At 42.0% G+C, this 25,280-nt stretch carries 22 protein-coding genes; 18 read left to right on the forward strand and 4 right to left on the reverse strand.

The features are described from left to right. Positions 1 to 14: 14 nt before the first annotated feature. The gene (gene rbfA / locus A5870_RS07480; RefSeq protein WP_077454432.1) at positions 15 to 365 is read left to right on the forward strand and encodes a 30S ribosome-binding factor RbfA; all 351 of its coding nucleotides are present in this window, start codon (positions 15 to 17) and stop codon (positions 363 to 365) included. Positions 366 to 416: 51 nt separating this feature from the next. Here the strand turns inward: rbfA and A5870_RS07485 are convergent, their stop codons facing one another. After that, positions 417 to 995, reverse strand: a complete 579-nt coding sequence (locus A5870_RS07485; RefSeq protein ID WP_086292280.1) for a phosphatase PAP2 family protein — start codon at positions 993 to 995, stop codon at positions 417 to 419. A 122-nt stretch (positions 996 to 1,117) separates the two neighbouring features. Between A5870_RS07485 and truB the strand changes: the two genes are divergently transcribed. The 4 genes from truB to iadA all read left to right on the forward strand — a co-directional run bounded on the left by truB (position 1,118) and on the right by iadA (position 6,146). Continuing rightward, positions 1,118 to 2,044: a tRNA pseudouridine(55) synthase TruB gene (gene truB / locus A5870_RS07490; protein WP_086292281.1), complete on the forward strand. Its 927-nt coding sequence runs from the start codon at positions 1,118 to 1,120 to the stop codon at positions 2,042 to 2,044. Between the two features lie 2 nt (positions 2,045 to 2,046). Beyond that, the gene (gene ribF, locus A5870_RS07495; protein ID WP_170924101.1) at positions 2,047 to 3,000 is read left to right on the forward strand and encodes a riboflavin biosynthesis protein RibF; all 954 of its coding nucleotides are present in this window, start codon (positions 2,047 to 2,049) and stop codon (positions 2,998 to 3,000) included. Between the two features lie 239 nt (positions 3,001 to 3,239). Continuing rightward, positions 3,240 to 4,931 (forward strand): putative basic amino acid antiporter YfcC, encoded by a 1,692-nt coding sequence (gene yfcC / locus A5870_RS07500; protein ID WP_170924115.1) that lies wholly within the window; start codon positions 3,240 to 3,242, stop codon positions 4,929 to 4,931. Between the two features lie 30 nt (positions 4,932 to 4,961). Further along, on the forward strand, positions 4,962 to 6,146 hold the full coding sequence (iadA, locus tag A5870_RS07505) for a beta-aspartyl-peptidase (protein WP_081118619.1): 1,185 nt from the start codon (positions 4,962 to 4,964) through the stop codon (positions 6,144 to 6,146). Positions 6,147 to 6,282: 136 nt separating this feature from the next. Here the strand turns inward: iadA and A5870_RS07510 are convergent, their stop codons facing one another. After that, positions 6,283 to 7,104, reverse strand: coding sequence for an aldo/keto reductase (locus tag A5870_RS07510; protein ID WP_170924100.1), 822 nt, complete (start codon positions 7,102 to 7,104; stop codon positions 6,283 to 6,285). 162 nt (positions 7,105 to 7,266) lie between these two features. Between A5870_RS07510 and A5870_RS07515 the strand changes: the two genes are divergently transcribed. The 12 genes from A5870_RS07515 to A5870_RS07570 all read left to right on the forward strand — a co-directional run bounded on the left by A5870_RS07515 (position 7,267) and on the right by A5870_RS07570 (position 20,071). Continuing rightward, positions 7,267 to 7,914 carry a hypothetical protein gene (locus tag A5870_RS07515; RefSeq protein WP_086292284.1) on the forward strand — a complete coding sequence of 216 codons (648 nt, stop codon included), beginning with the start codon at positions 7,267 to 7,269 and terminating at the stop codon, positions 7,912 to 7,914. A 441-nt stretch (positions 7,915 to 8,355) separates the two neighbouring features. Further along, positions 8,356 to 9,546, forward strand: coding sequence for a radical SAM family heme chaperone HemW (hemW, locus tag A5870_RS07520; RefSeq protein ID WP_086292285.1), 1,191 nt, complete (start codon positions 8,356 to 8,358; stop codon positions 9,544 to 9,546). A gap of 170 nt (positions 9,547 to 9,716) precedes the next feature. Then, positions 9,717 to 10,760 carry a heat-inducible transcriptional repressor HrcA gene (hrcA, locus tag A5870_RS07525; protein WP_005225934.1) on the forward strand — a complete coding sequence of 348 codons (1,044 nt, stop codon included), beginning with the start codon at positions 9,717 to 9,719 and terminating at the stop codon, positions 10,758 to 10,760. A gap of 38 nt (positions 10,761 to 10,798) precedes the next feature. Then, a complete protein-coding gene (gene grpE / locus A5870_RS07530) occupies positions 10,799 to 11,386 on the forward strand; it encodes a nucleotide exchange factor GrpE (RefSeq protein WP_077454424.1) in 588 nt (195 codons plus the stop codon). Positions 11,387 to 11,438: 52 nt separating this feature from the next. Next, complete coding sequence (dnaK, locus tag A5870_RS07535; RefSeq protein ID WP_005225936.1) at positions 11,439 to 13,268, forward strand: molecular chaperone DnaK; 1,830 nt, start codon at positions 11,439 to 11,441, stop codon at positions 13,266 to 13,268. A gap of 126 nt (positions 13,269 to 13,394) precedes the next feature. Beyond that, a complete protein-coding gene (gene dnaJ, locus A5870_RS07540) occupies positions 13,395 to 14,564 on the forward strand; it encodes a molecular chaperone DnaJ (protein ID WP_005225937.1) in 1,170 nt (389 codons plus the stop codon). 187 nt (positions 14,565 to 14,751) lie between these two features. After that, positions 14,752 to 15,852 (forward strand): glycerol dehydrogenase, encoded by a 1,101-nt coding sequence (locus A5870_RS07545; protein WP_086292286.1) that lies wholly within the window; start codon positions 14,752 to 14,754, stop codon positions 15,850 to 15,852. Positions 15,853 to 16,255: 403 nt separating this feature from the next. Then, positions 16,256 to 17,221 carry a PLP-dependent cysteine synthase family protein gene (locus A5870_RS07550; RefSeq protein WP_086292287.1) on the forward strand — a complete coding sequence of 322 codons (966 nt, stop codon included), beginning with the start codon at positions 16,256 to 16,258 and terminating at the stop codon, positions 17,219 to 17,221. Beyond that, positions 17,211 to 18,356 carry a cystathionine gamma-synthase gene (locus tag A5870_RS07555; protein ID WP_086292288.1) on the forward strand — a complete coding sequence of 382 codons (1,146 nt, stop codon included), beginning with the start codon at positions 17,211 to 17,213 and terminating at the stop codon, positions 18,354 to 18,356. The genes A5870_RS07550 and A5870_RS07555 overlap by 11 nt, the downstream gene beginning before the upstream one ends. Positions 18,357 to 18,358: 2 nt before the next feature. Continuing rightward, positions 18,359 to 19,003, forward strand: coding sequence for a class I SAM-dependent DNA methyltransferase (locus tag A5870_RS07560; protein WP_086292289.1), 645 nt, complete (start codon positions 18,359 to 18,361; stop codon positions 19,001 to 19,003). 12 nt (positions 19,004 to 19,015) lie between these two features. After that, on the forward strand, positions 19,016 to 19,471 hold the full coding sequence (locus A5870_RS07565) for an S-ribosylhomocysteine lyase (protein WP_008382180.1): 456 nt from the start codon (positions 19,016 to 19,018) through the stop codon (positions 19,469 to 19,471). 360 nt (positions 19,472 to 19,831) lie between these two features. Next, positions 19,832 to 20,071, forward strand: coding sequence for a hypothetical protein (locus A5870_RS07570; protein WP_081118611.1), 240 nt, complete (start codon positions 19,832 to 19,834; stop codon positions 20,069 to 20,071). Between the two features lie 50 nt (positions 20,072 to 20,121). On the opposite strand, the gene A5870_RS07575 is transcribed toward A5870_RS07570, so the two are convergent. Together A5870_RS07575 and A5870_RS07580 are read right to left on the reverse strand one after the other, a co-directional pair. Further along, positions 20,122 to 20,859 carry an amino acid ABC transporter ATP-binding protein gene (locus A5870_RS07575; RefSeq protein ID WP_086292290.1) on the reverse strand — a complete coding sequence of 246 codons (738 nt, stop codon included), beginning with the start codon at positions 20,857 to 20,859 and terminating at the stop codon, positions 20,122 to 20,124. A 1-nt stretch (position 20,860) separates the two neighbouring features. Beyond that, a complete protein-coding gene (locus A5870_RS07580) occupies positions 20,861 to 23,014 on the reverse strand; it encodes an amino acid ABC transporter substrate-binding protein/permease (protein ID WP_086292291.1) in 2,154 nt (717 codons plus the stop codon). Positions 23,015 to 23,284: 270 nt separating this feature from the next. On the opposite strand from A5870_RS07580, the gene uvrB reads away from it, so the two are divergent. Beyond that, positions 23,285 to 25,276, forward strand: coding sequence for an excinuclease ABC subunit UvrB (gene uvrB / locus A5870_RS07585; RefSeq protein WP_086292292.1), 1,992 nt, complete (start codon positions 23,285 to 23,287; stop codon positions 25,274 to 25,276). Positions 25,277 to 25,280: the final 4 nt, after the last annotated feature.

Consider the following 25,280-nt stretch of genomic DNA (forward strand, 5'->3'; position numbering starts at 1 on the left):
AGGAGGCTTTTTGAATGGCTAATTATCGAGATCGCCGAGTGGCACAAGAAATCTTAAAAGAAGTCAATCAAATTCTTCGTAAAAAAGTTCGTGATCCTCGCGTGCAAGATGTGACGATCACAGATGTACGAGTAACTGGAGATTTGCAGCAAGCAACGATTTTTTACAGCACTCTAACGGACTTAGCTTCAGATAAGCAAAAAGCCCAAGCAGGACTGGAAAAAGCAACTGGTTTAGTTCGTCGTGAATTAGGTCAAGCGTTAACGCTCTATAAAGTCCCAGAAATCCAATTTGAACTGGATGAATCTGTACAATACGGGAATAAAATTGATGAAATGATTCGTTCATTGCACTCAGAAGAATAAAAAAAGAACAGCTTCCAATCGAAGCTGTTCTTTTTTTATTTGAAATGAGCATCAGGTATTCATCAGTAAAGTGACCAGTCCAGCAACGCCTGTCCCCAAAAGCCAACCGCCAATCACGTCTGTTAAAAAATGGATCCCTAAGTAGACTCTGCTAAAGCCAATCATAAAGCTCAACAAAATTGCCAGTAGAGTCATCGGAAGGACTGCTGTGGGAACCAAAATTCCAAGATTCAAAGCAATCGTTCCGTACATAGCGGCTGATGTGGCAGCATGGGCACTAGGGAAACTATGGTCCTTTTCTTCAACCAAACGATGATCGATCGGCCGATCTCTTCGGACGATTCGTTTGATAAGATAAGCAGCTGCTGATACTATGAAGATACTGACTGCTGTTTTTGGTGCAAGATCCACCCGCGATGATGGAAAGGCAAACAACAGTAAAGCGATCGCAACTGTCGGAAAGGCTTTTCCTAAATTGGTAAAAAAGTGCATCATGCGCGTCAAAGACGGAGTACGGCTTTGGATGATCTGCAAAGCAAACGCTTCTTCCCAACGCTGCATCGTGCCGAGCTGAATCATGATCAAAAAAATGGCAAATCCAATAAATGAGCCTATCGTTAAAACAACCATTTTAGGACCTCCTTATATGCTTAGTTTATCATGTAATGAGAAGGTGCGAAAAGGATTTTGTCGTGCAATGATTTTTTTTTATATGTTATAATAAGCAAGTTGAAGTGAAATGGAGGAATACGATGGACGGGATTTTACCATTATGGAAAGAGCGTGGACAAACTAGTCACGACTGCGTGTTTAAATTACGAAAAATATTAAAGACAAAAAAGATTGGGCACAGCGGCACACTAGATCCTGACGTGGATGGTGTCTTGCCCATTTGTATCGGAAAAGGAACGAAGATCGTTGAATACTTGGTTGATTCTGGAAAAGTCTACACCGGTGAGATCACTTTGGGCTTCAGTACCACTACAGAGGATCGGTCGGGGGATATCGTTGAACAACAAGCACTAACTCGTCCGTTTACGAAGGAAGAGATCGATCAGGCAATGAAACAGTTGACGGGTACGATTACCCAAGTACCCCCGATGTATTCGGCGGTCAAAGTCAATGGCAAACGACTTTACGAATATGCCCGCAACAATGAAACTGTCGAGCGGCCACAACGCAAAGCCGAAATTTATTCCTTTGAACGAATTTCAGAGCCGGTTACTCATGAGGACAATACGCAAAGCTGGCGTTTTGAAGTTTCTTGTGGAAAAGGGACTTATGTTCGCACATTAGCGGTCGACACAGGGAAATTGCTGGGTGTACCCGCGCATATGTCTGATTTGACTCGCCTAAAAAGCGGTGGTTTTTCTAAAGAACAATCTTACACGATTGTAGAGGTTCAAAAGGCAGTCGATGAACAACGTGTTTCGGAACTACTACTACCTTTAGAATACGGGGTATCGGAGTTTGTTCAAGTGACGATCGATGCGGACCTCTGGCAGAAAGTAAAAAATGGCATGCGTTTGCCATTTCGTGCATTTGGATTACAAGAGCGCCCAGAAGAGTTAGTGGCGATTTTCTATCAAGAAAAATTAATTAGTATTTATAAAGCTCATGACAAATACCACGATATGATGAAACCGGTAAAAGTCATCCGTACAGAAATAGGAGAATGAACATGGAAATCATTGAAATGAGACACCCTTATGATCACGCAACGATTCCTGAAGAGGAGATCGTCTTAGTTTTAGGCTTTTTCGATGGCGTGCATCTAGGCCATCAGAAAGTCATTGAAACAGGGCGCAAGATTGCAGAGGAAAAAGGGTTAAAATTGGCGTTGATGACCTTTAATCAACATCCCTCGATCGTGTTTCAAAAAGTCGATCCTGAAAAAATGCAATACCTGACCAGTTTGGCTCAAAAGGAAGCACATATGGAACAACTTGGGGTAGACATTCTTTATATCATTGAATTTACTTCTGCTTTTGCAAATTTGGCACCGCAAGTATTTGTAGATGAATACATGATCGGACTGCATGCAAAAGTTGTTGTTGCAGGTTTTGACTATACCTATGGCAAGAAGGAAATTGCCAACATGGCGCTGTTGCCAACCTATGCAGAAGGACGTTTTGAAGTTGTGACTGTCACGCAAGAATCGTTTGATGAAGAAAAGGTTAGCTCCACACGCATTCGCTCTGCGCTACAAAATGGCGATATGGCGCAAGTCAATCGCTTGTTAGGGTATATTTATGAATTTGAAGGAACCGTCGTTCACGGTGATGCTAGAGGACGAGAACTTGGGTTTCCAACCGCGAATATCAAAGTGAAGAGCACTGTTCGGTTGCCAAAAGAAGGTGTCTATGTGACGGAAATCAAAGTCGGTGACAAGTGGTATCCATCGATGGGATCGATTGGTCACAATGACACCTTTGGTCAAGGGCGCCAGTTAACAGTTGAAATCTATATTCTCGATTTTCACCAAGATATCTATGGGGAAACTGTGGCAATCCGCTGGCATCATTTCTTGCGTGATCAAGTGGCTTTCAATGGTGCGCAAGCATTGATCGAACAACTAAAGCAAGACGAACGAGACACTGAAGCTTATTTTGATGGCCTTTCAGAAGAAAACTAATCATTCGTAGTGAAAAGAAGCGTTTCTGGCTTCTTTTCACTTTTTCTTTTTCTCTCTTTTTATAACGTAGTTTATTTGAATTCTAATGCTTTCCCCATGAGGAAAAAACGTTTTTTCGATATACTAAAAAATAGGCTAAAATGATAATTTATGCAGTACGCTGCAAAGGGAAAGGGAGAGAAAAAGTGACAATTGGAAAAAAAGCAAAAAAGGGGAAAGAAAAGAAAGATTTAACCAAAATGAAAACGCCGCATACGTATGTCATCATCTTTGGGGTTGTGCTGTTGGCATGGTTGCTGACTTTCTTAGTTCCCGCTGGGAAATTTAGTACACAAGAAATCGAGTATACCGATGCAAATGGGGAAATCAGTACCAGAACGGTCTTAATGCAAGATTCGTTTCGTTATGCCTACCCGTTAGATAACGAATACGTCTATCAACAGTTGAATCAATTGGAAGACGATCCACAAGAGCTGGAAGAATTAGATGTCGATCCTGAGGCTTTAGCAGCTGTTCTGGCTGAAGGTCCTAAAGAGATATCCCAGAGTCAATTAGATGAGGTGGGACTAACCGATGATACGCTTTACAGTCTTTACGGGGAAAAAATTTATGATACTTCTGAAAAACTGCATAAAACAGCCAAGGTTTGGGGAACTGATGACTTTAACGGTTTCGGCTTTTTAAATTTTGTTTTTGAAGGGTTGGTTTCTGGCGATAAATATGGATCAGCAGTTGGGATCGCAGCGCTGATCTTAGTGGTCGGGGGTGCATTTGGTATTATCATGCAAACCGGAGCGATCGATGCAGGGATCTTTGCGTTTATCAGCAAAACCCGTGGATTAGAACGTTTGGCATTGCCGTTATTGTTCTTTGCTTTTTCATTTGGGGGTGCTACTTTTGGGATGGCAGAAGAAGTCATTCCGTTTTCGATGGTCATGGTACCTTTCGTGATCGCATTAGGGTATGATTCGATCGTGGCGGTCACTGTCACTTATGTCGCCTCCCAGATTGGGAATGCCACCTCGTGGATGAGTCCATTTAGTGTGGCAGTGGCTCAAGGGATCGCAGGTATTCCGGTTCTTTCAGGGGCAACGTTCCGAATCATCATGTGGGTCGTGGTTACCGCATTATCTGCAGCATACCTTATGATCTATGCCGAAAGAATCCGCAAGAATCCGGAGAAGTCACTAACCTATCAATCGGATGCATATTTTAGAAATCATCTTGAGAAAACCTCTAGTGAGCAAAAACCCTTTCTATTAGGTCATAAATTGATCTTGGTTGAAATGCTAGCAGTCTTGATTTGGATCGTATGGGGTGTGACACAAAAAGGCTATTATATTCCCGAGATCGCTTCTCAATTCTTTGTTATGGGCTTAGGGGCAGGAATCATAGCGGTTCTTTTCAAATTAGAAGATATGGGCTTGAATGATGTGGCGAGTGCCTTTCAATCAGGGGCCTCAGAATTAGCAGGAACTGCAATCGTTGTAGGGATGGCCAAAGGGATTCTTCTGGTTCTCGGCGGTTCTGATGCCAACGTGCCGTCAGCATTGAATACGATTTTGCACAGCATCGGTGGTTTGTTAAGCAATGTTCCAGCATTTATTGGGGCATGGTTCATGTACATTTTCCAAAGCTTCTTCAATTTGATCGTGACCTCCAATTCAGGTCAGGCTGCATTGACCATGCCGATCATGGCGCCATTAGCTGATCTTTTAGGTGTTTCAAGACAGATCGCTGTATTGGCTTATCAATTAGGCTCAGGCTTCATGGATGCCTTCACTCCTGTATCGGCAAGTCTGATCGGTGTGCTAGGTGTCGCAAAAATCGAATGGGTGAAATGGGCGAAATTCCAGATCAAAATGCAAGGGTTCTTATTTGTATTAGGAACGATCTTCATCTTTATTGCGGTCGCAATCGGCTTGCAATAAGAAGTAATTAGGCACAAGGAGGAAGCACTCATGAAGGTGATACGACAAGCGGAGGTTTACGCTCCTGACTATTTAGGAAAAAAAGATATTTTATTAAATGAAGACAAGATTATTGCCATTCAAGATTCGATTCAAGGAGGATTCTCAGGCGTTGCTCTTGAAGAAATCGATGGCAGAGGGTTGCTTGCTGTGCCCGGTTTTATTGACTGTCACTTTCATATCTTAGGAGGTGGCGGGGAAGGTGGTTTTCAAAACCGGACACCTGAAGTGAAATTGTCTCAGCTGACCTCTGCAGGGGTAACGACAGTGGTTGGCTGTTTAGGTACTGACGGAGTAGGCAGAGATATGACTGCCTTGATCAGTAAGGCCCGTGGACTAGAGGCGGAAGGCATCACGACTTACTTGTATGACGGTTCTTATCGATTGCCATTGACGCCTGTCACGGATTCCATCATCCAAGATTTTTTGACTATCGATAAAATTATTGGTATCGGTGAAATAGCCGTTTCTGACCATCGTTCTTCACAACCAAGTTTCGAAGAATTTACCCGCGCGGTTGCGGATGCTCGTGTCGGTGGGATGCTTTCTGGAAAAGCAGGCATCGTGAACGTCCACTTAGGTGGAGGGAAGAAAAAATATGAGCTGCTTTTACGAACCATCGAAGAGACAGAGATTCCAATCAGCCAATTTTTACCGACACATGCCAATCGGACCAGTGAGCTTTTCGAAGCGAGTATTGCTTTTGCAAAAATGGGTGGAACGATCGATTTTACGGCGAGTGAAGATCCTGATTTCTGGGAAAAAGAAGACGATGAGGTTCGCTTCAGTAAAGGGTTGAAACGCTTGTTAGCAGAAGGGATCGGACTGGATCAATTTACCATGACCTCTGATGGACAAGGCAGTCTCCCTTACTTTGATGAAAACAATCAATTCATAGGTCTGGGTGTCGGCAGTTCGCGAGCGCTGATGGTAGGCATTAAAGAAGCAGTCCAAAAAGAGCAGATTCCATTGGAGATCGCCATTCGTGCAATCACTTCCAATCCAGCGAAAGTATTGAAGCTTGATCAAAAGGGGCGCCTTGCAGCAGGGATGGATGCTGATATTTGCTTGCTTAACAAAGAATCATTCGCTGTAGAAACAGTTCTAGCAAAAGGCAAAACGATGGTAGAAAAACAAGAAGTGAAAGTATGGGGTACCTTTGAGCAACTAGCGTAAAAAGAAGCCAATTCTGGCAGACTAAGAGTCGGTTGTTTTTCTAAACAGAGTTGTAAAAGACAAAAAAACAGCCCGATCTATGACCAGCATTTGCTGGACTTGATCGGGCTGCTTTTTCACTTAAATGCAAGAATTCTTATGCTTGCAGCTCATCTAATTTCTTCATGTCTTCTTCAGAAATTTCAAAGTCAACTTTGGCATTATCTGAAATGTATTCTTCATGAACGGATTTTGGCAATGGCAAAATATCTTTTTGTAGTAGGTAACGAATAGAAAGCTGTGGAATCGATTTTCCATAGGCTTCAGCAATCGTTTTGACCGCATCGTTGTCTAGTAAACGACCAGTAGCGATTGGTGAATAGCCTTCCACTAAAATTTCGTGCTCTTTGCAAAATGCCAATAATTCTTCATTTGTGCGACCAATATGGTAAATAAACTGATTGACCATTGGTTTCACATCGCAATGGTCGAATATATTTTGTAAATCTTTTTGATCGAAGTTGGAAACACCGATTGATTTTACTTTTCCATTTAAGTAGGCTTCTTCTAATGCTTTCCAAACGTCGATGTTTTCCAGATAAAAATCTTTATTTTCTGGATTGTTTCCCATGATTTTCCAAGGACGAGGGGCATGGATCAAAATCAAATCGATATACCCTAAGTCAAGTTTTTTTAGAGAAGCATCAATGCTATCAACCGCTTCATGGTAGGTCTTTAACTCAGCAGGTACTTTCGTGGTAACAAAAATCTCTTCACGAGCAACGCCTGAATCGCGGACAGCTTTCCCAACTGCTTCTTCATTTTTATAAGCAGCAGCTGTATCGACATGTCGATAACCATCTTGGATGGCAAATTTTGTTGCATTGTAAGCATCTTCTGGCGAAGATTGCCATGTCCCAAGGCCGATCTTAGGAATCGTCAGTTTGTTCTGCAAAGTAAATGTTTCTTGTAATATCACGTATTTCAACCTACTTTCGTCGCTTTTTTTAGTTACATCTTTTATTATAAAACGTTTTCTTATTTGATACAAATCTGACGCTGAAACTTTTTCGGTAAATTGACTTTCAAAGGGATCTTTGATACAGTAGCAGCAACCTCAACCTGGAAAGATGTGGTAAGAATGGATTTTGTAAAAGAAGATTTTGCCTACTATCGGCGCTCTTTTGAGTTGATGTATCGTAGTTATTTCCGTAGAAGAATGATTGCTCTTGGCGTGGCGATTTTGATTATCTTAGGTTACCTATTTTTGTTACAAGAAAGTTTGCTTTTAAATATCATTTTGTTGGTTATTTTGCTAGGGATGATGGCATGGTTAGTTTCACTTTATCAGCGAGCGAGTGAGGTCGTACTTGCTTTCGAAGAAGAAAATCAGGTGCCGAAAATTTATCAACTGACAGAATTGGAGGATCATTATGCATTCCACATGAAGGATGGAACAACGATGCGCGTGAAGAAAAACGGCAATCGCAACTTTCCTTCCAATAATAAGCAGTACACGCTGATGGCAGGGTATAAGAAAGTGTTTTTTGTGCAACAACCCCTAATGATCTTTTATTATGATCTCTTAGAGATGAAGTATGATGAAGCGTATCGATTAAAGCGAAATCGCCAAAATGGGTTCAGTCGTTGGTCCCGGTATTTCAGTTTTCGCTCCTTTAAAGGATCTATCGGAAATGTTTTTCAATTTTTGCTAGGAAATATTTTTTTCTTATTTATCGCCTATCGGTTGATCCGTTACTTGATCGACATCTTGCTTCATGTTTTTTAATCGATCAAGCGTCCTTACATTCCTCACTGTTTTCATAGACTGATGAAAAAGATGATAGGACTTAATTTTTAAATCAAGGTATACTAGAGTCAGATAAGGCAAGCGATTGTCTTTCAAGAAGAGAGCTACTCTTATTCAGTAAGCCGCCGACAACAGCTTATCTTTTGTGGCGCTAACAATTTGGGGGAAGTGTTAGTTCTTGTAGCAGACCGCAATTTTTCTGTTTGACATAAGAACAAAAACGGTAGTTTACCGTACTTAATAAGAGTAGTCCTCTTGGTTTTTTTCTATGATTGTTCTGAAACATCACTTTCTTGAAGTGGTGTTTTTTTGCTTATTGCTATTTCAAGTGATAGGAGAATTCACAGATCTGTGCTACAATAAGTGCCGATACTCTCAGCAATGCGAGTGAAAACGAAGATAGAGGAGAATCACTTAGTAATGCTTGAAGGTCAAACAATAAACGATCCATCTACAAAAAGCGCAGGAAATATTTCCGCGTATCTACATATACCTTTCTGTGAACATATTTGCTACTACTGTGACTTCAACAAAGTGTTTTTAGAAGGCCAGCCAGTGGATGAATACATCGAAGCACTGTTGAAGGAAATTGAGTTGACTCTTTTCCACCAGCCAGTCAGTGAAGCAGAAACGATTTACATTGGCGGTGGGACGCCAACGTCGCTTTCAGCAAGCCAGCTGGATCGATTGCTTTCAGGCGTACACGAATTATTGCCGACCCATACAACGAAAGAGTTTACAGTGGAAGCAAATCCTGGTGATTTGAGCGAAGACAAAATGCTGGTGTTGAAAAACCACCAAGTCAATCGATTGTCTATGGGGGTCCAGACCTTTGATAATCGCTTGCTAAAAAAAATTGGTCGCAAGCATACTGCTGAAGATGTTTATTCAACCATCCAACTGCTAGAAAAACATGATTTTCAGAATGTGACGATCGATTTGATTTATGCACTTCCGGGACAAAGTATTGAAAGCTTCCGTGATACGCTGACGCGAGCGATTGATCTCGGGTTGCCTCATTATGCCATGTATTCCTTAATCTTAGAAAACAAAACCATGTTTATGAACTGGGTTCGCCAAGGAAGAATGGCGTTGCCTTCTCAAGAAGCGGAAACACAGATGTTTGACGAAGCAATCTCCGCGATGAACAAAGCTGGCTTGACCCAATATGAAATCAGTAATTTTGCCCGACCAGGGTATGAGTCCTTGCACAATCTAGTGTATTGGAACAATGAACATTATTTTGGCTTTGGGGCAGGCGCTAGTGGTTATCTTGGACAGTCCCGCTACAAGAATAAAGGACCGATCCAGCATTATTTGAAACCATTGCAGGAAAATCAGTTGCCAATCCACGAAATCGAAGAATTGACAACCAGCAATCAAATGGAAGAGGAACTTTTTTTAGGCCTCCGTAAAAAGGCTGGCATTTCAAAAATACGCTTTGCAGAAAAATTTGGGAAGTCTTTTCAGGAAATCTATGGTTCAACTAGCGAACAGTTGATTCAAAAAGGCTGGTTGGCTAGTCAAGGTGATCGTGTCTTTTTAACGAAAGCTGGGATGTTCATTGGCAACGAAGTGTTTGAAGCATTTCTCTTGGATGGAGAAAAATAAGAAAGAACAAGGAAGAGAAGTAGCCATTTCGCGCTGCTTCTTTTTTTAGCACTCTCTTAGAAAGAGTGCTAAAAAAGTGATGCAAATACTTGACATTCCTAGCAAATATGGTATATTTATAATCGTGTTAGCACTTAATAGGAATGAGTGCTAACGGAGGAGTGGATAAAATGTTGACACCTAGACAACAAATGATTTTACACCTCATCATCCAAAACTATACGAATACTGGTCAGCCCACGGGCTCGAAGCGATTGATGGAAGATGGGGTTGAAGCTAGCTCTGCCACCATTCGCAATGAGATGAAGGCGCTGGAAGAAGCTGGACTTCTATTAAAGACACATTCATCTTCAGGGCGTGTGCCATCAATAAAAGGGTATCGCTATTACGTTGATCACTTATTGAAGCCATCTGAAGTTGACCAAAACGAAATTCAAACCATTCGTCATTCTTTTGGAAAAGATTTTCATGAAATCAATGAAATCATCCAGCAGTCTGCCACGATCTTGTCCAACTTGACTAGCTATACAGCGTTGTCTCTAGGGCCAGATATGAAGGAAAGGAAATTGACGGGCTTTCGAATCGTCCCTTTGAATGCACGACAGATCATCGCGATCATCGTGACGGATAAAGGGAATGTCGAAAATCAAGTCTTTACCCTTCCTGAATCGATGAGCAGCGAAGATTTGGAAAAAATGGTAAGGATCATCAACGACAAATTGATCGGTGAACCTCTAATGACGGTCTACCATCGATTAAGAACCGAGATTCCGATGATTCTGCATAAGTATTTTCAAACGACTGACGGAATCGTTGATCTCTTTGATACGATGCTGAGCCATATTTTTGAAGAAAAAATCTTCGTCGGCGGGCGAATGAATCTTCTGGATTTTGAACCGACGCAAGATGTTAGTCAGTTCAAATCGATGTATTCATTTATGAAAAACGCAGATCAGCTGACACAGCTACTGGCGCCAAGAGATTCTGCGATTCAAATCAGAATCGGCTCTGAGCTTGGCAATGACTTGTTACAAAATATGAGTTTGATCCAAGCCAGCTATGAAATCGAAGGTCATGGACAAGGAACGATCGCTTTATTAGGTCCATCAAGTATGCCGTATTCACGGATGTTTGGACTGATGGAAGTTTTTCGAGGCGAGTTAGCAAAAAAATTGGCCGATTATTATCGCGCATTAGACGCTGCCAATGAATAAGCGGCAATGAAACAAATCGTAGAAGGGATGGTTGAAACGTGACGGAAAAAGAAGAGCGTTTAGATGAAGAATTAGCTAAAACTGCTGAAGAAACCGCAGAAACACCTGAATCTTCAAATGAATCAACTGAAACTGAAGCACAGACTCCTCAACCAGAGGAAGAAGCAGTGGAAAAAAGCGAATTGGAACTTTTGCAAGAAAAGAATAACGAATTGGAAGATCAATTCCTGCGTGCTCGTGCAGAGATCGCAAATATCACTTCACGTAACCGCAATGAGCGGGAACTTTTACAAAAATACCGCTCGCAAGATCTTGGCAAAAAACTGTTGCCAGCAATCGACAATTTGGAACGAGCGATGGCAGCAGATGTCGATCAAGACCAAGCGGCGAATTTGAAAAAAGGCGTTGAAATGGTTCTTGAAAGTCTGCGTCAAGCCTTAAAAGAAGAGGGAATCGAAGAGATTCCTGCTGAAGGTGCAATGTTCGATCCGAACTTGCATCAAGCGGTGCAGACTGTACCTGCCTCTGATGAAACACCGGCAGACACAATCGTTACTGTCTTGCAAAAAGGGTATAAATTGCATGATCGTGTCTTGCGTGCAAGCATGGTCATCGTTGCACAATAGTTCTTTCTATCTATAAGTAGATGTTTAAATTAAAAAAGGGAGTGTATTACTTATGAGTAAAATTATCGGTATCGACTTAGGAACAACAAACTCAGCTGTTGCTGTCCTTGAAGGCGGCGAAGCAAAAATCATTACGAATCCAGAAGGAAACCGTACCACACCTTCTGTTGTTTCATTCAAAAATGGTGAGATCCAAGTAGGGGAAGTTGCAAAACGCCAAGCAGTGACAAACCCGAATACGATTTCTTCTATTAAACGCCATATGGGTGAAGCAGGATACAAAGTAGAAGTTGAAGGCAAATCTTATACACCACAAGAAGTTTCCGCAATGGTTCTTCAATACATCAAAGGATTTGCTGAAGACTATTTAGGTGAAAAAGTTGAAAAAGCAGTCATCACTGTTCCTGCATACTTCAACGATGCACAACGTCAAGCAACTAAAGATGCTGGTAAAATTGCCGGTCTTGAAGTAGAACGAATCGTCAATGAACCAACTGCTGCAGCTTTAGCTTATGGGTTAGATAAAACAGATAAAGATGAAAAAATCCTAGTCTTTGACTTAGGTGGCGGTACTTTCGACGTTTCGATCCTTGAATTAGGCGATGGCGTATTTGACGTATTGTCAACTGCTGGGGACAACAACCTAGGTGGGGATGACTTTGATAACAAAATCATCGATCACATGGTAGCAGAATTCAAAAAAGAAAACGGCATTGATCTTGGAAAAGACAAAATGGCTTTGCAACGTTTGAAAGATGCTGCTGAAAAAGCGAAAAAAGACTTGTCAGGTGTAACAAGTACCCAAATCAGCTTACCGTTTATCACAGCTGGCGATGCTGGTCCATTGCACTTGGAAATGACCTTGACTCGTGCGAAATTTGATGAATTAACAGCAGACTTAGTAGAACGTACAAAAATTCCAGTACGCCAAGCTTTGAAAGATGCTGGCTTATCACAATCAGAAATCGATGAAGTGATCTTAGTTGGTGGTTCAACTCGTATTCCGGCAGTAGTTGATGCTGTACGTAAAGAAACCAATAAAGAACCAAACAAATCAGTAAACCCAGATGAAGTGGTAGCGATGGGTGCTGCGATCCAAGGTGGCGTGATCACTGGGGATGTGAAAGATGTTGTCTTATTAGACGTTACACCATTATCATTAGGTATCGAAACGATGGGTGCTGTCTTCACAAAACTGATCGATCGTAACACAACGATCCCTACAAGTAAATCACAAGTCTTCTCAACTGCAGCAGACAATCAACCTGCCGTTGATATCCATGTCTTGCAAGGGGAACGTCCAATGGCTGCTGACAACAAAACATTAGGAAGATTCCAATTGACGGATATTCCACCAGCACCTCGTGGCATCCCTCAAATCGAAGTAACATTTGATATCGATAAAAATGGGATCGTCAATGTTTCTGCAAAAGATTTAGGTACACAAAAAGAACAAAAAATCACGATCAAATCATCTTCAGGTTTATCAGATGAAGAAATCGAACGCATGGTAAAAGATGCTGAAGCAAACGCTGAAGCCGACAAACAACGCAAAGAAGAAGTTGATCTACGCAATGACGTCGATGCTTTGTTGTTCACTGTTGATAAAACATTGAAAGAGCTTGAAGGCAAAGTGGATGCAGACGAAGTCAAAAAAGCGGAAGAAGCTCGTGATGAGTTGAAAGCTGCACTTGAAGCAAACAACTTAGAAGAAATGAAAACCAAACGTGATGCTTTGAATGAAATCGTACAAAACTTAACTGTTAAGTTATACGAACAAGCAGCACAACAACAAGCACAAGAAAATCCAGAAGCTGCACAAGGCGGCGCAGACGATGTGGTTGACGCCGACTTTGAAGAAGTAGACGGTGACGATAAATAATCGCTGTTTGTGAAAAAGCCAAAGTCACCGCTTTGGCTTTTTCTTATGAATTTGCGAAACGTATTTTTCTAGAGCGAATTATATGCTAAAATACGAGAGACGCAAGAATATAGTGGAGGGAAGCCAATGGCAGACAAAAGAGATTATTATGAGGTCTTAGGTCTACAAAAAGGGGCTTCGGATGACGAAATCAAAAAAGCTTATCGTAAGCTTTCAAAACAATATCATCCAGACATCAATAAAGAACCTGATGCAGAAGCAAAGTTTAAAGAAATTTCTGAGGCCTATGAAATATTAAGTGATTCCCAAAAAAGAGCTGCTTATGACCAGTATGGTCATGCTGGTACCGATCCGAACTACGGAGGCGGTTATGGCGGTGGATTCGGCGGCTTTAACAGTGGCGGATTCTCCGGTGGCGGTTTTGGTGGATTTGAAGACATTTTCGAATCGTTTTTCGGTGGTGGAGGCGGCAGAGCAGCCAATCCTAATGCACCTCGACAAGGAGCGGACTTGCAATATGCGGTTGATCTTTCCTTTGAAGAAGCGATTTTCGGAGTGGAAAAAACTGTTCAATACAATCGTGAAGAAACCTGTCATACCTGCGGTGGGAACGGGGCAAAACCAGGTACTTCACCAGAAACCTGTCATAAATGTCATGGTGCAGGTACCATCAATGTTGAACGTCAAACACCGCTTGGTCGTGTGATGAGCCGTCAAACCTGTGATGTTTGTCATGGAACTGGGAAAGAAATCAAAGAACCATGTACAACATGTCATGGTACTGGCCATGAAAAGAAAAAACACAGTGTGAAAGTCAACGTACCTGCAGGTGTCGAAGATGGACAACAAATGCGCTTGTCTGGTCAAGGAGAAGCTGGCACCAATGGTGGTCCTTATGGTGATCTGTACGTTGTTTTCCGAGTTGAAGAAAGTGATATTTTTGACCGTGATGGGTCGGAAATTTATTACGAACTGCCGTTAAACTTTGTCCAAGCTGCTTTAGGCGACGAAGTCAATGTACCAACGGTTCATGGGAATGTGAAATTAAAAATTCCAGCTGGTACGCAAACAGGCACAAACTTCCGCTTACGCGGTAAGGGAGCCCCTCGCTTACGGGGAGGCGGCAATGGCGATCAACAGGTCAAAGTGAAGCTGATCACACCTAAGAACTTAAATGAGGAACAAAAAGAGGCATTGCGGGCTTATGCAAAAGCCAGTGGCCATGAAACGAACGAACAACAACCAGAAGGATTTTTTGATAAAATGAAAGATGCTTTTGGTGGGAAAAAGAAATAACCATGAAAAAATCCAACTCATGCCCTTATAAAACCATCCGTTTTATAAGGGCATGAGTATTTGTATGGCTATAAATGTGCAGTATGGGCAAGAATCGAATCTTCTTGGCCATCTTTTTTTCTTTTCCTTTGAAATCGCTTGCTTAGTATGTCACAATGAAAGTAGACCAATTAAAGGAGGAGATACAATGGAAAGAATATTTGCGAGTCCGTCACGATACGTTCAAGGAAAAGGTGTATTGAAAGATGGCTTATCCCACATTAAAGATTTAGGGAAGAAAGTGCTGCTTTTGACCGATGAAACAGTTTGGAAAATTGCCGGTGAAGACTTATTTGATAATCTCAAAGCAGCTGATTTAGATTCGGTAAAAGAAATTTTTGGTGGAGAAGCTTCTGCAAATGAAATCGATCGTATCGTCTCTAAAGCCAAAAGCGAATCCATTGAAGTGATTGCTGCGTTAGGTGGCGGGAAAGCCATCGATACTGGGAAAGCTGTTGCAGATGAATTAAACATACCGATTGCCGTTTTGCCAACGATCGCTTCTACTGATGCACCAACTTCGGCACTTTCTGTTATTTATACAGATGAAGGTCGCTTTGAAAAGTATCGTTTTTATAACAAAAATCCTGAACTTGTCTTAGTGGATACAGCCGTTATTGCGAAAGCGCCTGCCAAGTTATTGGCAGCGGGTATTGCGGATGCACTCGCAACCTATGTCGAAGCACGCGCCGTTGCCCGAAGCCATAGTCAGAATATGGTTGGCGGCATTCAACCAATTGCCGGCATGGCGATCGCTGAAAAATGCGAAGAGATCCTTTTTGAGAATGCGCTGAAAGCCTATCAAGCAAATAAAAAACAAGTCGTTACCGAAGCGTTTGAACAAATCGTGGAAGCCAACACTTTGTTAAGTGGTTTAGGTTTTGAAAGTGCTGGTCTGGCAGCAGCTCATGCGATCCATAATGGCTTGACAGCCCTTGAAGGAGACGTCCATGATTTGACTCATGGAGAGAAAGTTGCTTACGGGACACTTACACAATTGATGCTGGAAAACGCGGATCCTGATGAAATTGACCAATATATTGAGTTGTATCAGGCGTTGGAATTACCAACGACATTAGCTGAAATGCATCTTGCGGATGTCAGTGATGCAGACCTTATGAAAGTCGGCAAACAAGCAACCATCGAAGGGGAGACGATTCACAATATGCCGTTCACGGTATCCGCAGAAGATGTTGTAGCCGCGATCAAAGCCGTGGATGCCTATGTGAGTGCTTATTATCCTCTATGATGTTATTTTATAAACGTTCATTGATCGATACTTGTTGATTAAAAAAAACGTTTGACAATGAAAAAGAGTCGTGCTATTTTGTTAACAAGCAAATTAAAGGAGGGAACAAGACATGACGAACTTCAACACACAAACTACATGTTGTTGTTGTATGGTGCAGAAAGCAGCATACCCATTTGTCATGCCTATTATTAGTTCCTTTGTCGCAGCAGATCGCTGAGTTTTTTAGTGATTCGCTTCTATCCGGATAAGACGACATTTTTGGGGTACTGATGTAATAGTCAGTACCCCTTTTTGTTTGCTATTTTTTACCGCTTTCATTGGCGACGGCTGGTGATTGCAAACGAAAATGAGTACATGAAGCATACGAGTTGTACCAAAAACTTGAGCGAGGAGTCGAGCGATGATCGTTAATAATATAAAAGCATTGATTGGGCAAACCCCATTCTTTGAATTTGATGCCGCAGCATTTGGTGGCAAAAAGGGAAGTACCATCTATGCAAAACTTGAGTATTTAAACCCTGGCGGAAGTATCAAGGACCGGTTAGGAAAATATTTGATCGATGAAGCGTTTCGTGAGCATGTGATCGATCATGAGACAACCGTTATCGAACCGACAGCGGGAAATACTGGAATTGGTTTGGCTTTAGCTGGGATCGAGTATGGCTTAAAAATGATTTTTGTCATTCCTGAAAAATTCAGCCTTGAAAAGCAGCAATTGATTGAAGCATTAGGCGGGACCATCGTTCATACGCCCACTGAAGCAGGCATTCAAGGGGCGATTGAAAAAGCAAAGGAACTAGCAAAACAGCTGCCAAATAGTTTTATGCCAATGCAATTTCACAATCAAAACAACCCTGCAGCCTACCAAGCAACCTTAGGCCCAGAGATCTCTCAGGAGCTATCTGGAAAAATTGATAGCTTTGTTGCCGGCGCTGGTAGCGGGGGAACCTTCGCAGGTGTCGCAACATACTTAAAGAAACAAAAATCTAGTACTCGTCTTGCTGTTGTTGAACCAGAAGGATCAATCTTGAATGGCGGTCCCGCCCACGGCCATGAGATTGAAGGGATCGGTGTTGAGTTCATTCCACAATTTTTCGACGATTTACGTATTGATCAAATTTATACGATCAGTGATGCGGAAGGCTTTGCCTTTACTCGTTACTTGGCAAAAAACTATGGTCTGCTTATTGGGAGTTCAAGTGGAGCCGCCATGGCAGCAGCCGTCAAAGAAAGTTTTGTTTTGCCAACGGGCAGCTCGATCGTCACAGTTTTTCCCGATGGTGGCGACCGCTATCTATCAAAACAAATTTATGCTGGCGAATCCACAATTACACCATTTACAGGAGGAGAATACAATGCACTTTAATACAAAAGTAATCCACGGTGGTATCAGTGAAGACGAAACGACTGGGGCGGTCAGTGTGCCGATCTATCAAACATCAACTTACAAGCAAAACGCACTTGGTCAGCCAAAGCAATATGAATACAGTCGTTCAGGCAATCCAACTCGTTTTGCCGTAGAAGAATTGATTTCGGATCTTGAAGAAGGCGCCCAAGGGTTTGCTTTTGCCTCTGGATTAGCGGCCACCCATGCGGTCTTCTCGCTGTTTCAGACAGGAGATCACGTCATTTTAGGGGATGATGTATATGGCGGGACGTTTCGTTTGCTTCATCAAGTATTAGAAAAAAGCGGGTTGACTTATTCGCTAGTCAAAACCGATGATTTTGCTGCTATTGAAGCAGCAATTCTTCCTGAAACCAAAGCGATTTTTCTAGAAACACCGACGAATCCATTATTGAAGATTACGGACATCGCAATCGTTGCCCAACTAGCTAAAAAACAGGACATTTTGACGATCGTGGATAATACCTTTGCGACGCCATATTTTCAAAAGCCGCTGCAATTAGGCGCAGATATTGTGATTCACAGCGCTACCAAGTATCTCGGTGGACACAGTGATGTAGTAGCTGGATTAGCGGTTGCCAAAGAGCTACAAATCGCCAAAAGAATTGCTTTTTTACAAAACGCCATTGGTGGTGTATTGGGGCCTCATGATAGCTGGTTGATCCAACGAAGCATCAAAACACTTGCTTTGCGGATGGAAGCACATCAAAACAACGCGATGAAAATTGCCCACTACTTACAAGCACATCCAGCTGTCGCAAAGGTTTATTATCCAGGATTGATTGACCATGAAGGACATGAAATCGCCAAATCACAGATGTCTGGCTATAGCGGTATGATATCTTTTGAACTAACCGATGAAACGAAAACAGCCGGCTTTGTTGAAGCATTAAAGATTTTTACTTTAGCAGAAAGTTTAGGTGGCGTGGAAAGTTTGGTAGAAGTGCCAGCCGTGATGACCCATGCCTCAATCCCTAAAGAAATTCGCCAGCAATCTGGGATCAAAGATGGCTTGATTCGATTGTCGGTCGGCATCGAAGACGGTGAGGATCTACAGGCAGATTTAGAGCAAGCGTTTGAAAAGGCAGGTAACTAGTGATGGGGAGAGAGTTTATTCCAATTTTTTCAGACTGGGCAGCTGAGTACGATGAAACAGTTGCAGGTAAGGATGAAGAATATCGAGCAGTTTTTTTAAAATATGAACAGTTACTAGCAGAAATTGCTGAAAAGGCAGGGCGGTCTGTGGTAGAATTTGGTAGTGGAACTGGAAATCTAACACAAGCTCTACTTGATCAAGGAAAAAATGTGCTGGCGATCGAGCCATCGCCAGAGATGCGGCGGATCGCCAAGTCAAAACCCAGTCTTTCTAAAGTGACTTTTGTTGATGGTGATATGGAGGTTTTTCCTGAGATCACGGATGCGATTGATACGATCGTTTCTACCTATGTTTTTCATCATCTTACGGAGGACGAAAAACAACGGGTGATCGGCAAATATGCGGCGATGCTGCCAAAAGGCGGGAAAGTGCTTTTCGGTGATACGATGTTTCTTTCTTTAGCCCGCAAAATGGAACTAATCGACAAAGCGCGTCAAGCTGGTCACCAGCGACTAGCCGCTGATCTGGAACGGGAGTACTATCCAGTTACTGCGGATATCGAACGGTACTTTCGCCAACATGGGTTTACCAGTCGTTTTAAGCAAATCAATGAGTATGTTTGGCTTGTGGAAGCACAAAGAGAGTAGGAGAGAAGTACAATGAAAATGAACGTTGAAAGCTTTAATTTGGATCATACGAAAGTCAAAGCACCTTATGTACGGGTTGCCGATAAAAAACAAGGAACGAATGATACCATTATCAAATATGATGTCCGTTTGAAGCAGCCGAACCAAGCGCATATGGATATGGCAAGTCTGCATTCTTTAGAACATTTGACGGCAGAATTGATTCGTAATCATGCAGATTATATCGTGGATTGGTCACCAATGGGCTGCCAAACCGGCTTTTATTTGACTGTCTTGAATCATGACGATTATGAAGAGATTTTGACAGTCCTTGAAAAAACCATGAAGGATGTTTTGCAAGCAACTGAAGTACCTGCCAGCAATGAAGTGCAATGCGGTTGGGCGGCGAACCATACCTTAGAAGGTGCGCAAAAATTAGCGCAAGAATTTCTTGATGAACGTGACAATTGGTCGACCGTTTTTGCCTAAATGAAAAAGATCATAGAAAAAAGTGCCTGTGTTTGTATTCACGGGCACTTTTTTTGTTGGCTAAGCAATAAGAAGAGGATTCAATATTTGGGGTTCTTCAAAGTGATAAGCTGCATTTTTGTTATCTTTTTGTAAGGCGTATTAGTTTTGGGGTGAACGTTGGTAAATAAGTGTAATATGTCACTTCTGATCTGCTCACTGGATTTCAAATATTATTTGATAGTTTCAGTAAATTATGAGCTGCAGCTTACGCGGGTGAAAAGGAAATGTTATAATAGATTTATCTACTCAATAAAAATATGCTATATCAAATATGTAAGCAATTCTTTTTTTAATAAAGAAGGAGAGGAGGACAAGAAGATGAGCATCTTAAAGCAATGGCAAGCAAAACATCAAGCGAAAAAAGAAGTGAAAAAACAAGCGTTACGTTTAAAAAATGCGAGGCTTCGTGCGCAAGGAAAAGAGCCATTGAAAGGTTGGGGAAAGATGGTTGATACCGGCATCGGTGGGGCAAACAAAGCAAACCCGATCGATACAAAAGTATTTTTAGGTGAAAATCAAAAACGGATCTCAGAAGAAACAAAAAGAAAAAATCAATGAAAAAAGACCTCTGGAACAGTCCGAGAAAAGAACTGTTCCAGAGGATTTTTTTAGATATTCAAAACTTTGTCTAAGAAATCTTTCGTACGATCGTGCTTAGGGTTGGTAAAGATTTGCTCAGGTGTGCCGTCTTCTAAGAAATTACCGCCATCAATAAACATCACGCGGTTCGCTACTTCTTTGGCAAAGCCCATCTCATGAGTGACGATCACCATGGTCATTCCTTGTTTGGCTAGGTCTTTCATAACATTTAGTACATCCCCAACCATTTCGGGATCGAGTGCGGAGGTTGGTTCATCGAACAGCATCACATCGGGATTCATCGCTAAAGCTCTCGCGATCGCCACCCGTTGTTTTTGTCCTCCAGATAGATTGTCAGGGTACATGTCTTTTTTATCAGCCAGACCTACCGTCTCTAATAAACGAATCGCGTTTTGTTCCGCTTCTTGCCGAGAAGCATTTTTTAGATCCATCGGGGCTAGAATGATGTTTTCTAAAACTGACAAGTGCGGGAAGAGATTGAAATGCTGAAACACCATGCCGATATGTTGTCGTACAGCATTGATGTTGGTGTTCTTATCCATCAGATGCGCGCCATCAATGATGATATCACCGCTGGTTGGTTCTTCTAAGCGGTTCAAACAGCGTAAGAACGTCGATTTTCCAGATCCTGAAGGACCAATCACACAAACAACTTCTCCTTCAGCGATTGAAACATTGATATTGTTCAATACGGTATTTTCTCCGTATTTTTTCACAAGGTTTTCAACTAAGATTTTTTCTTTCATGCTATTTCACCTTCTTTTCTAAAACTTTTGCAAGTTTCGTTAAAGCTGTGATCACGACTAAGTAAATAATCGCGATGATCAAGTAAACATAGGTACTTTGCGTGGTCCGAGCAACGATGATTTTCCCGGTTTGCAATAATTCTACGACTCCGATAACCGAGATGATCGTTGTATCTTTCAACGAGATAACGAATTGGTTAACGAAAGATGGAATCATGATTTTGATCGCTTGCGGTAAAATGATTTTCTGCATCGTCCGAGTGTAGGTCATCCCCAAACTTCGAGAAGCTTCCATCTGACCTTTTGGCACCGCATTGATCCCGCCACGAACGATCTCAGCGATATAAGCACTGGCATTTAAGGTCAATGTAATGACCCCGGCTGCAAAGTCCGGAATTGTGATACCAATCGCATCGGAAAGACCGAAGAAGATGAAGAAAGCCAATACCATCATCGGGATACCACGAATGATATCTACATAGATTCCTGCAAAAACCCGTAAAGCTTTGATTGGTGCGACACTAAATAGTCCAAAAATGATCCCGATCACTAATGCTAAAGCAAATGAAATCAAGGCTAGTAAAAGGGTATTCCATAATCCTTTTAATAAGACGTTATAGTTGTTGCTGATCAAACCAGTGATCGTTGATTCATCTACTCGTTTTTCTGTGGCAGAACCATCTTCAATGTATTTGTTGATGATTTGATCGTACTCCCCAGTACGTTTCATTTCTTTCAATGCTTCATTAAACATTTGGATCAATTCAGGATTTTGGCCTTTTTTCACCGCAAATCCGTACTGACCGCCAGATTCCTTTTCAATCGGTGTCATCAGTTTTTGTCCTTGGCTGATGGCATAACCAATCACTGGATAATCATCCATCATGGCATCAATTTGCCCACCGTTAACAGCCGCATATAATTGATCGGCGGCATCATAATATTTGATGGAATAGCCATATTTCTCTTCGTTGGCGATCAAGAAGTCTGCACTTTCTGTCCCAACTTTCGCACCGACGGTTTTCCCATCTAAATCTTCATAGGATTTGATGGAATCATTGCCTTCTTTTACAGCAATCTGAATACCACTTTCAAAGTAAGAATCAGAAAAGTCATAGGATTGACGACGCTCATCAGTGATTGTCATCCCAGCGATCATCCCATCTGCTTGGTTACCGTCCAACGCTTGCAAAGCTCCTGAAAAACCGATGAAATTGAATTCAATGTTGAACCCTTGCAATTCTGCAGCCCGATTCATTAAATCAACATCGATTCCCACATATTCGTTGTCTTCGTTTTGAAACTCGAATGGGGCAAAAGCGGAATCACTGGCAATGCGGTAAACATCTTTCTTTGGTTCGACTTTCACCATTTCGCTAGTGTCTGCATCTGAATCAGACGTTGTGATGTAAGTATTGACGATTTCATCGTATTTGCCGGAAGCTTTCATATTGGCTAAACCAGCATTGAATTTTTCAAGTAGCTCTTGATTTTGGCCTTTTCTGACAGCGAATCCGTAAGAAGCACCTTTTTCAGGTTCGCCGACAAGTTTCATCGGTTCGCCATTGTTAATAGCATAGCCAAGCACTGGATAATCATCAAAAGCGGCTGCCACAGTACCATTGCGTACAGCGCCATATAGTCCAGTAGCGTCATCATATAATTTGATGTCGTAGCCATATTGGTCTTTATTGCTTTCTAGAAAGCGGGCACTTTCGGTACCAACCTTTGCACCGACCGTTTCGCCCTCAAGATCTTCATAGCTAGTAATGCTGTCATTATCTGCAGCTACAGCCATTTGGATCCCGCTATCAAAATAAGGGTCAGAGAAATCAAAGTTCTCTTTGCGTTCTTCTGTGATACTCATCCCAGCAATCATTCCGTCCAACTGATTGGATAAAACACCTTGGATGGAAGGATCAAAACCGAGTGGGCGTAAATCAACTGCAAAACCCTGATCTTCAGCGATCGCGTTTAATAAATCTATATCGATCCCAACATATTCATTATTTTCATTCTTGAACTCGAAAGGCGCAAATGTTAAATCTGTTCCTATCTTATACGTAGTTTCCTCCGCATTCGCTGACTTTACCGAAAAAGTTAAAAAGCTGACAATCAGCGCGATTATAGCGAAGGTCATGTGTTTTCTTTTCAAGAAAATTCCTCCTTTAGATATAACGTATCTATAAATTATATGGATTTTTTCTTCAACACACAAGTCTTTCTCTTTAAAAATATGACAAAATCCTTCAAACCTCACATCGGATGTTAGAAAAACGAACATATTAAGTTATGCTAAATCGCATGAAACTTTCATAGCAAATGATGGCGAAAGTATGTTCGCTATGATATACTTATTTATGGAAAAGCGACAGCGAGTTTTTCTTTTTTTGTTGTCGTTTAGAATAATCGAGGGGGAATGAAGATGATCGAAAGAACAACTTCCCATGAATTTGACTTAGTATCAAAATATCAACCAGCAGGTGATCAGCCGGAAGCGATTCGTCAGTTGGTTGACGGGGTGGTCGGTGGAAAAAAAGCACAGATTTTGTTGGGAGCCACTGGTACTGGTAAGACTTATACGATTTCTAATCTAATCAAGGAAGTCAATAAACCGACATTGATCATTGCCCATAATAAAACATTGGCTGGACAATTATATGGCGAGTTCAAGGACTTCTTCCCAAATAATGCGGTCGAGTACTTTGTCAGTTACTATGATTACTATCAACCAGAAGCGTATGTTCCTTCCAGTGATACATACATTGAAAAAGACTCCAGTGTTAATGATGAAATCGACAAGCTACGGCATTCGGCAACCAGTTCTTTATTAGAAAGAAACGATGTGATCGTTGTAGCGTCCGTCTCCTGTATTTTCGGTTTAGGTTCGCCGATTGAGTATGCGAGACAAGTTGTTTCTTTACGAGTAGGGATGGAAAAGTCTCGAGACCAACTATTAAAAGAATTGATCGAGATCCAATTTGAGCGAAACGACATCGATTTTCAACGGGGACGTTTTCGCGTGCGTGGCGATGTTGTGGAGATTTTTCCAGCTTCTCGTGACGAGCGAGCATTACGCATTGAGTTTTTTGGGGATGAAATTGATCGGATTCGTGAAGTCGATGCCTTGACGGGTGAGATAATGAGTGACACCGAACATGTGTCGATCTTTCCGGCAACCCACTTTGTGACCAATGAAGACCATATGGAACATGCGATCGCCTCGATTCAAAGTGAGCTGGATGCCCGACTGGAAGTCTTGCGAGCGGAAAATAAGCTGCTAGAAGCACAGCGTTTAGAGCAGCGAACCAATTATGATATTGAAATGATGCGGGAAATGGGGTACACCTCAGGGATCGAAAACTACTCTCGCCACATGGATGGACGAAAAGAAGGGGAACCGCCCTATACGTTATTGGATTTCTTCCCAGATGATTTTCTATTAGTAATCGACGAATCACACGTAACGATGCCACAAGTTCGTGGGATGTATAACGGTGACCGGGCGAGAAAACAAATGCTAGTGGACTACGGTTTCCGCTTGCCTTCTGCGCTGGATAACCGTCCGTTGCGTTTGGAAGAATTCGAGAAACATGTCAATCAAATCGTCTATGTTTCGGCCACGCCTGGTCCTTATGAGTACGATCAAACCGATACCGTCGTTCAACAAATCATTCGTCCAACTGGTCTGTTAGATCCGGTGATCGAAGTACGACCTATTATGGGTCAAATCGATGATCTCGTGGGAGAAATTAATGAGCGCGTTGAGCGAAACGAACGGGTCTTTGTTACGACCTTGACGAAAAAAATGTCAGAAGATTTGACGGATTACTTCAAAGAATTAGGAATCAAAGTCAAGTATTTACACAGTGATATCAAAACGTTGGAACGAACAGAAATCATTCGCGATCTACGTCTCGGTGAATTTGATGTACTAGTGGGGATCAACTTGCTACGGGAAGGTCTTGACGTACCGGAAGTTTCTCTGGTTGCGATTCTTGATGCCGATAAAGAAGGTTTCCTACGAAGCGAACGTTCATTAGTCCAAACTATTGGACGGGCAGCTCGTAACTCAGAAGGAAAAGTAATCATGTACGCCGATAAAATGACGGATTCGATGCAGCGAGCAATCGATGAAACAGCCCGACGCCGTGGTATTCAAGAAGCTTACAATAAAGAACATGGGATCGTACCGAAAACTATTATCAAAGAGATTCGCGATCTGATTGCGATCACGAAAGTGGCGGAAGAGACCGGTGAATACACTACGACATCTTATGAAGAACTAAGTCGTGAAGAAAAAGCAACCTTGTTGCTGAAATTAGAAAAAGAAATGAAAGATGCTGCAAAAGCATTGGATTTTGAAACGGCTGCTACCTTAAGAGATACTATTCTTGAGCTGAAGGCTGCTGATTAGAAGG

The sequence above is a fragment of the Enterococcus sp. 2G9_DIV0600 genome, assembly GCF_002140615.1.
GTDB lineage: Bacteria > Bacillota > Bacilli > Lactobacillales > Enterococcaceae > Enterococcus_D > Enterococcus_D innesii.

Excerpts from the sequence above, each read along its gene's own strand:
- dnaJ (WP_005225937.1), top strand. The coding sequence starts at position 13,395 with ATGGCAGACAAAAGAGATTATTATGAGGTCTTAGGTCTACAAAAAGGG.
- A5870_RS07570 (WP_081118611.1), top strand. The coding sequence starts at position 19,832 with ATGAGCATCTTAAAGCAATGGCAAGCAAAACATCAAGCGAAAAAAGAA.
- iadA (WP_081118619.1), top strand. The coding sequence starts at position 4,962 with ATGAAGGTGATACGACAAGCGGAGGTTTACGCTCCTGACTATTTAGGA.
- A5870_RS07565 (WP_008382180.1), top strand. The coding sequence starts at position 19,016 with ATGAAAATGAACGTTGAAAGCTTTAATTTGGATCATACGAAAGTCAAA.
- hemW (WP_086292285.1), top strand. The coding sequence starts at position 8,356 with ATGCTTGAAGGTCAAACAATAAACGATCCATCTACAAAAAGCGCAGGA.
- A5870_RS07550 (WP_086292287.1), top strand. The coding sequence starts at position 16,256 with ATGATCGTTAATAATATAAAAGCATTGATTGGGCAAACCCCATTCTTT.
- yfcC (WP_170924115.1), top strand. The coding sequence starts at position 3,240 with ATGAAAACGCCGCATACGTATGTCATCATCTTTGGGGTTGTGCTGTTG.
- ribF (WP_170924101.1), top strand. The coding sequence starts at position 2,047 with ATGGAAATCATTGAAATGAGACACCCTTATGATCACGCAACGATTCCT.
- A5870_RS07545 (WP_086292286.1), top strand. The coding sequence starts at position 14,752 with ATGGAAAGAATATTTGCGAGTCCGTCACGATACGTTCAAGGAAAAGGT.
- truB (WP_086292281.1), top strand. The coding sequence starts at position 1,118 with ATGGACGGGATTTTACCATTATGGAAAGAGCGTGGACAAACTAGTCAC.
- uvrB (WP_086292292.1), top strand. The coding sequence starts at position 23,285 with ATGATCGAAAGAACAACTTCCCATGAATTTGACTTAGTATCAAAATAT.
- A5870_RS07485 (WP_086292280.1), bottom strand. The coding sequence starts at position 995 with ATGGTTGTTTTAACGATAGGCTCATTTATTGGATTTGCCATTTTTTTG.
- rbfA (WP_077454432.1), top strand. The coding sequence starts at position 15 with ATGGCTAATTATCGAGATCGCCGAGTGGCACAAGAAATCTTAAAAGAA.
- hrcA (WP_005225934.1), top strand. The coding sequence starts at position 9,717 with ATGTTGACACCTAGACAACAAATGATTTTACACCTCATCATCCAAAAC.
- A5870_RS07560 (WP_086292289.1), top strand. The coding sequence starts at position 18,359 with ATGGGGAGAGAGTTTATTCCAATTTTTTCAGACTGGGCAGCTGAGTAC.
- A5870_RS07555 (WP_086292288.1), top strand. The coding sequence starts at position 17,211 with ATGCACTTTAATACAAAAGTAATCCACGGTGGTATCAGTGAAGACGAA.
- dnaK (WP_005225936.1), top strand. The coding sequence starts at position 11,439 with ATGAGTAAAATTATCGGTATCGACTTAGGAACAACAAACTCAGCTGTT.
- A5870_RS07575 (WP_086292290.1), bottom strand. The coding sequence starts at position 20,859 with ATGAAAGAAAAAATCTTAGTTGAAAACCTTGTGAAAAAATACGGAGAA.
- A5870_RS07515 (WP_086292284.1), top strand. The coding sequence starts at position 7,267 with ATGGATTTTGTAAAAGAAGATTTTGCCTACTATCGGCGCTCTTTTGAG.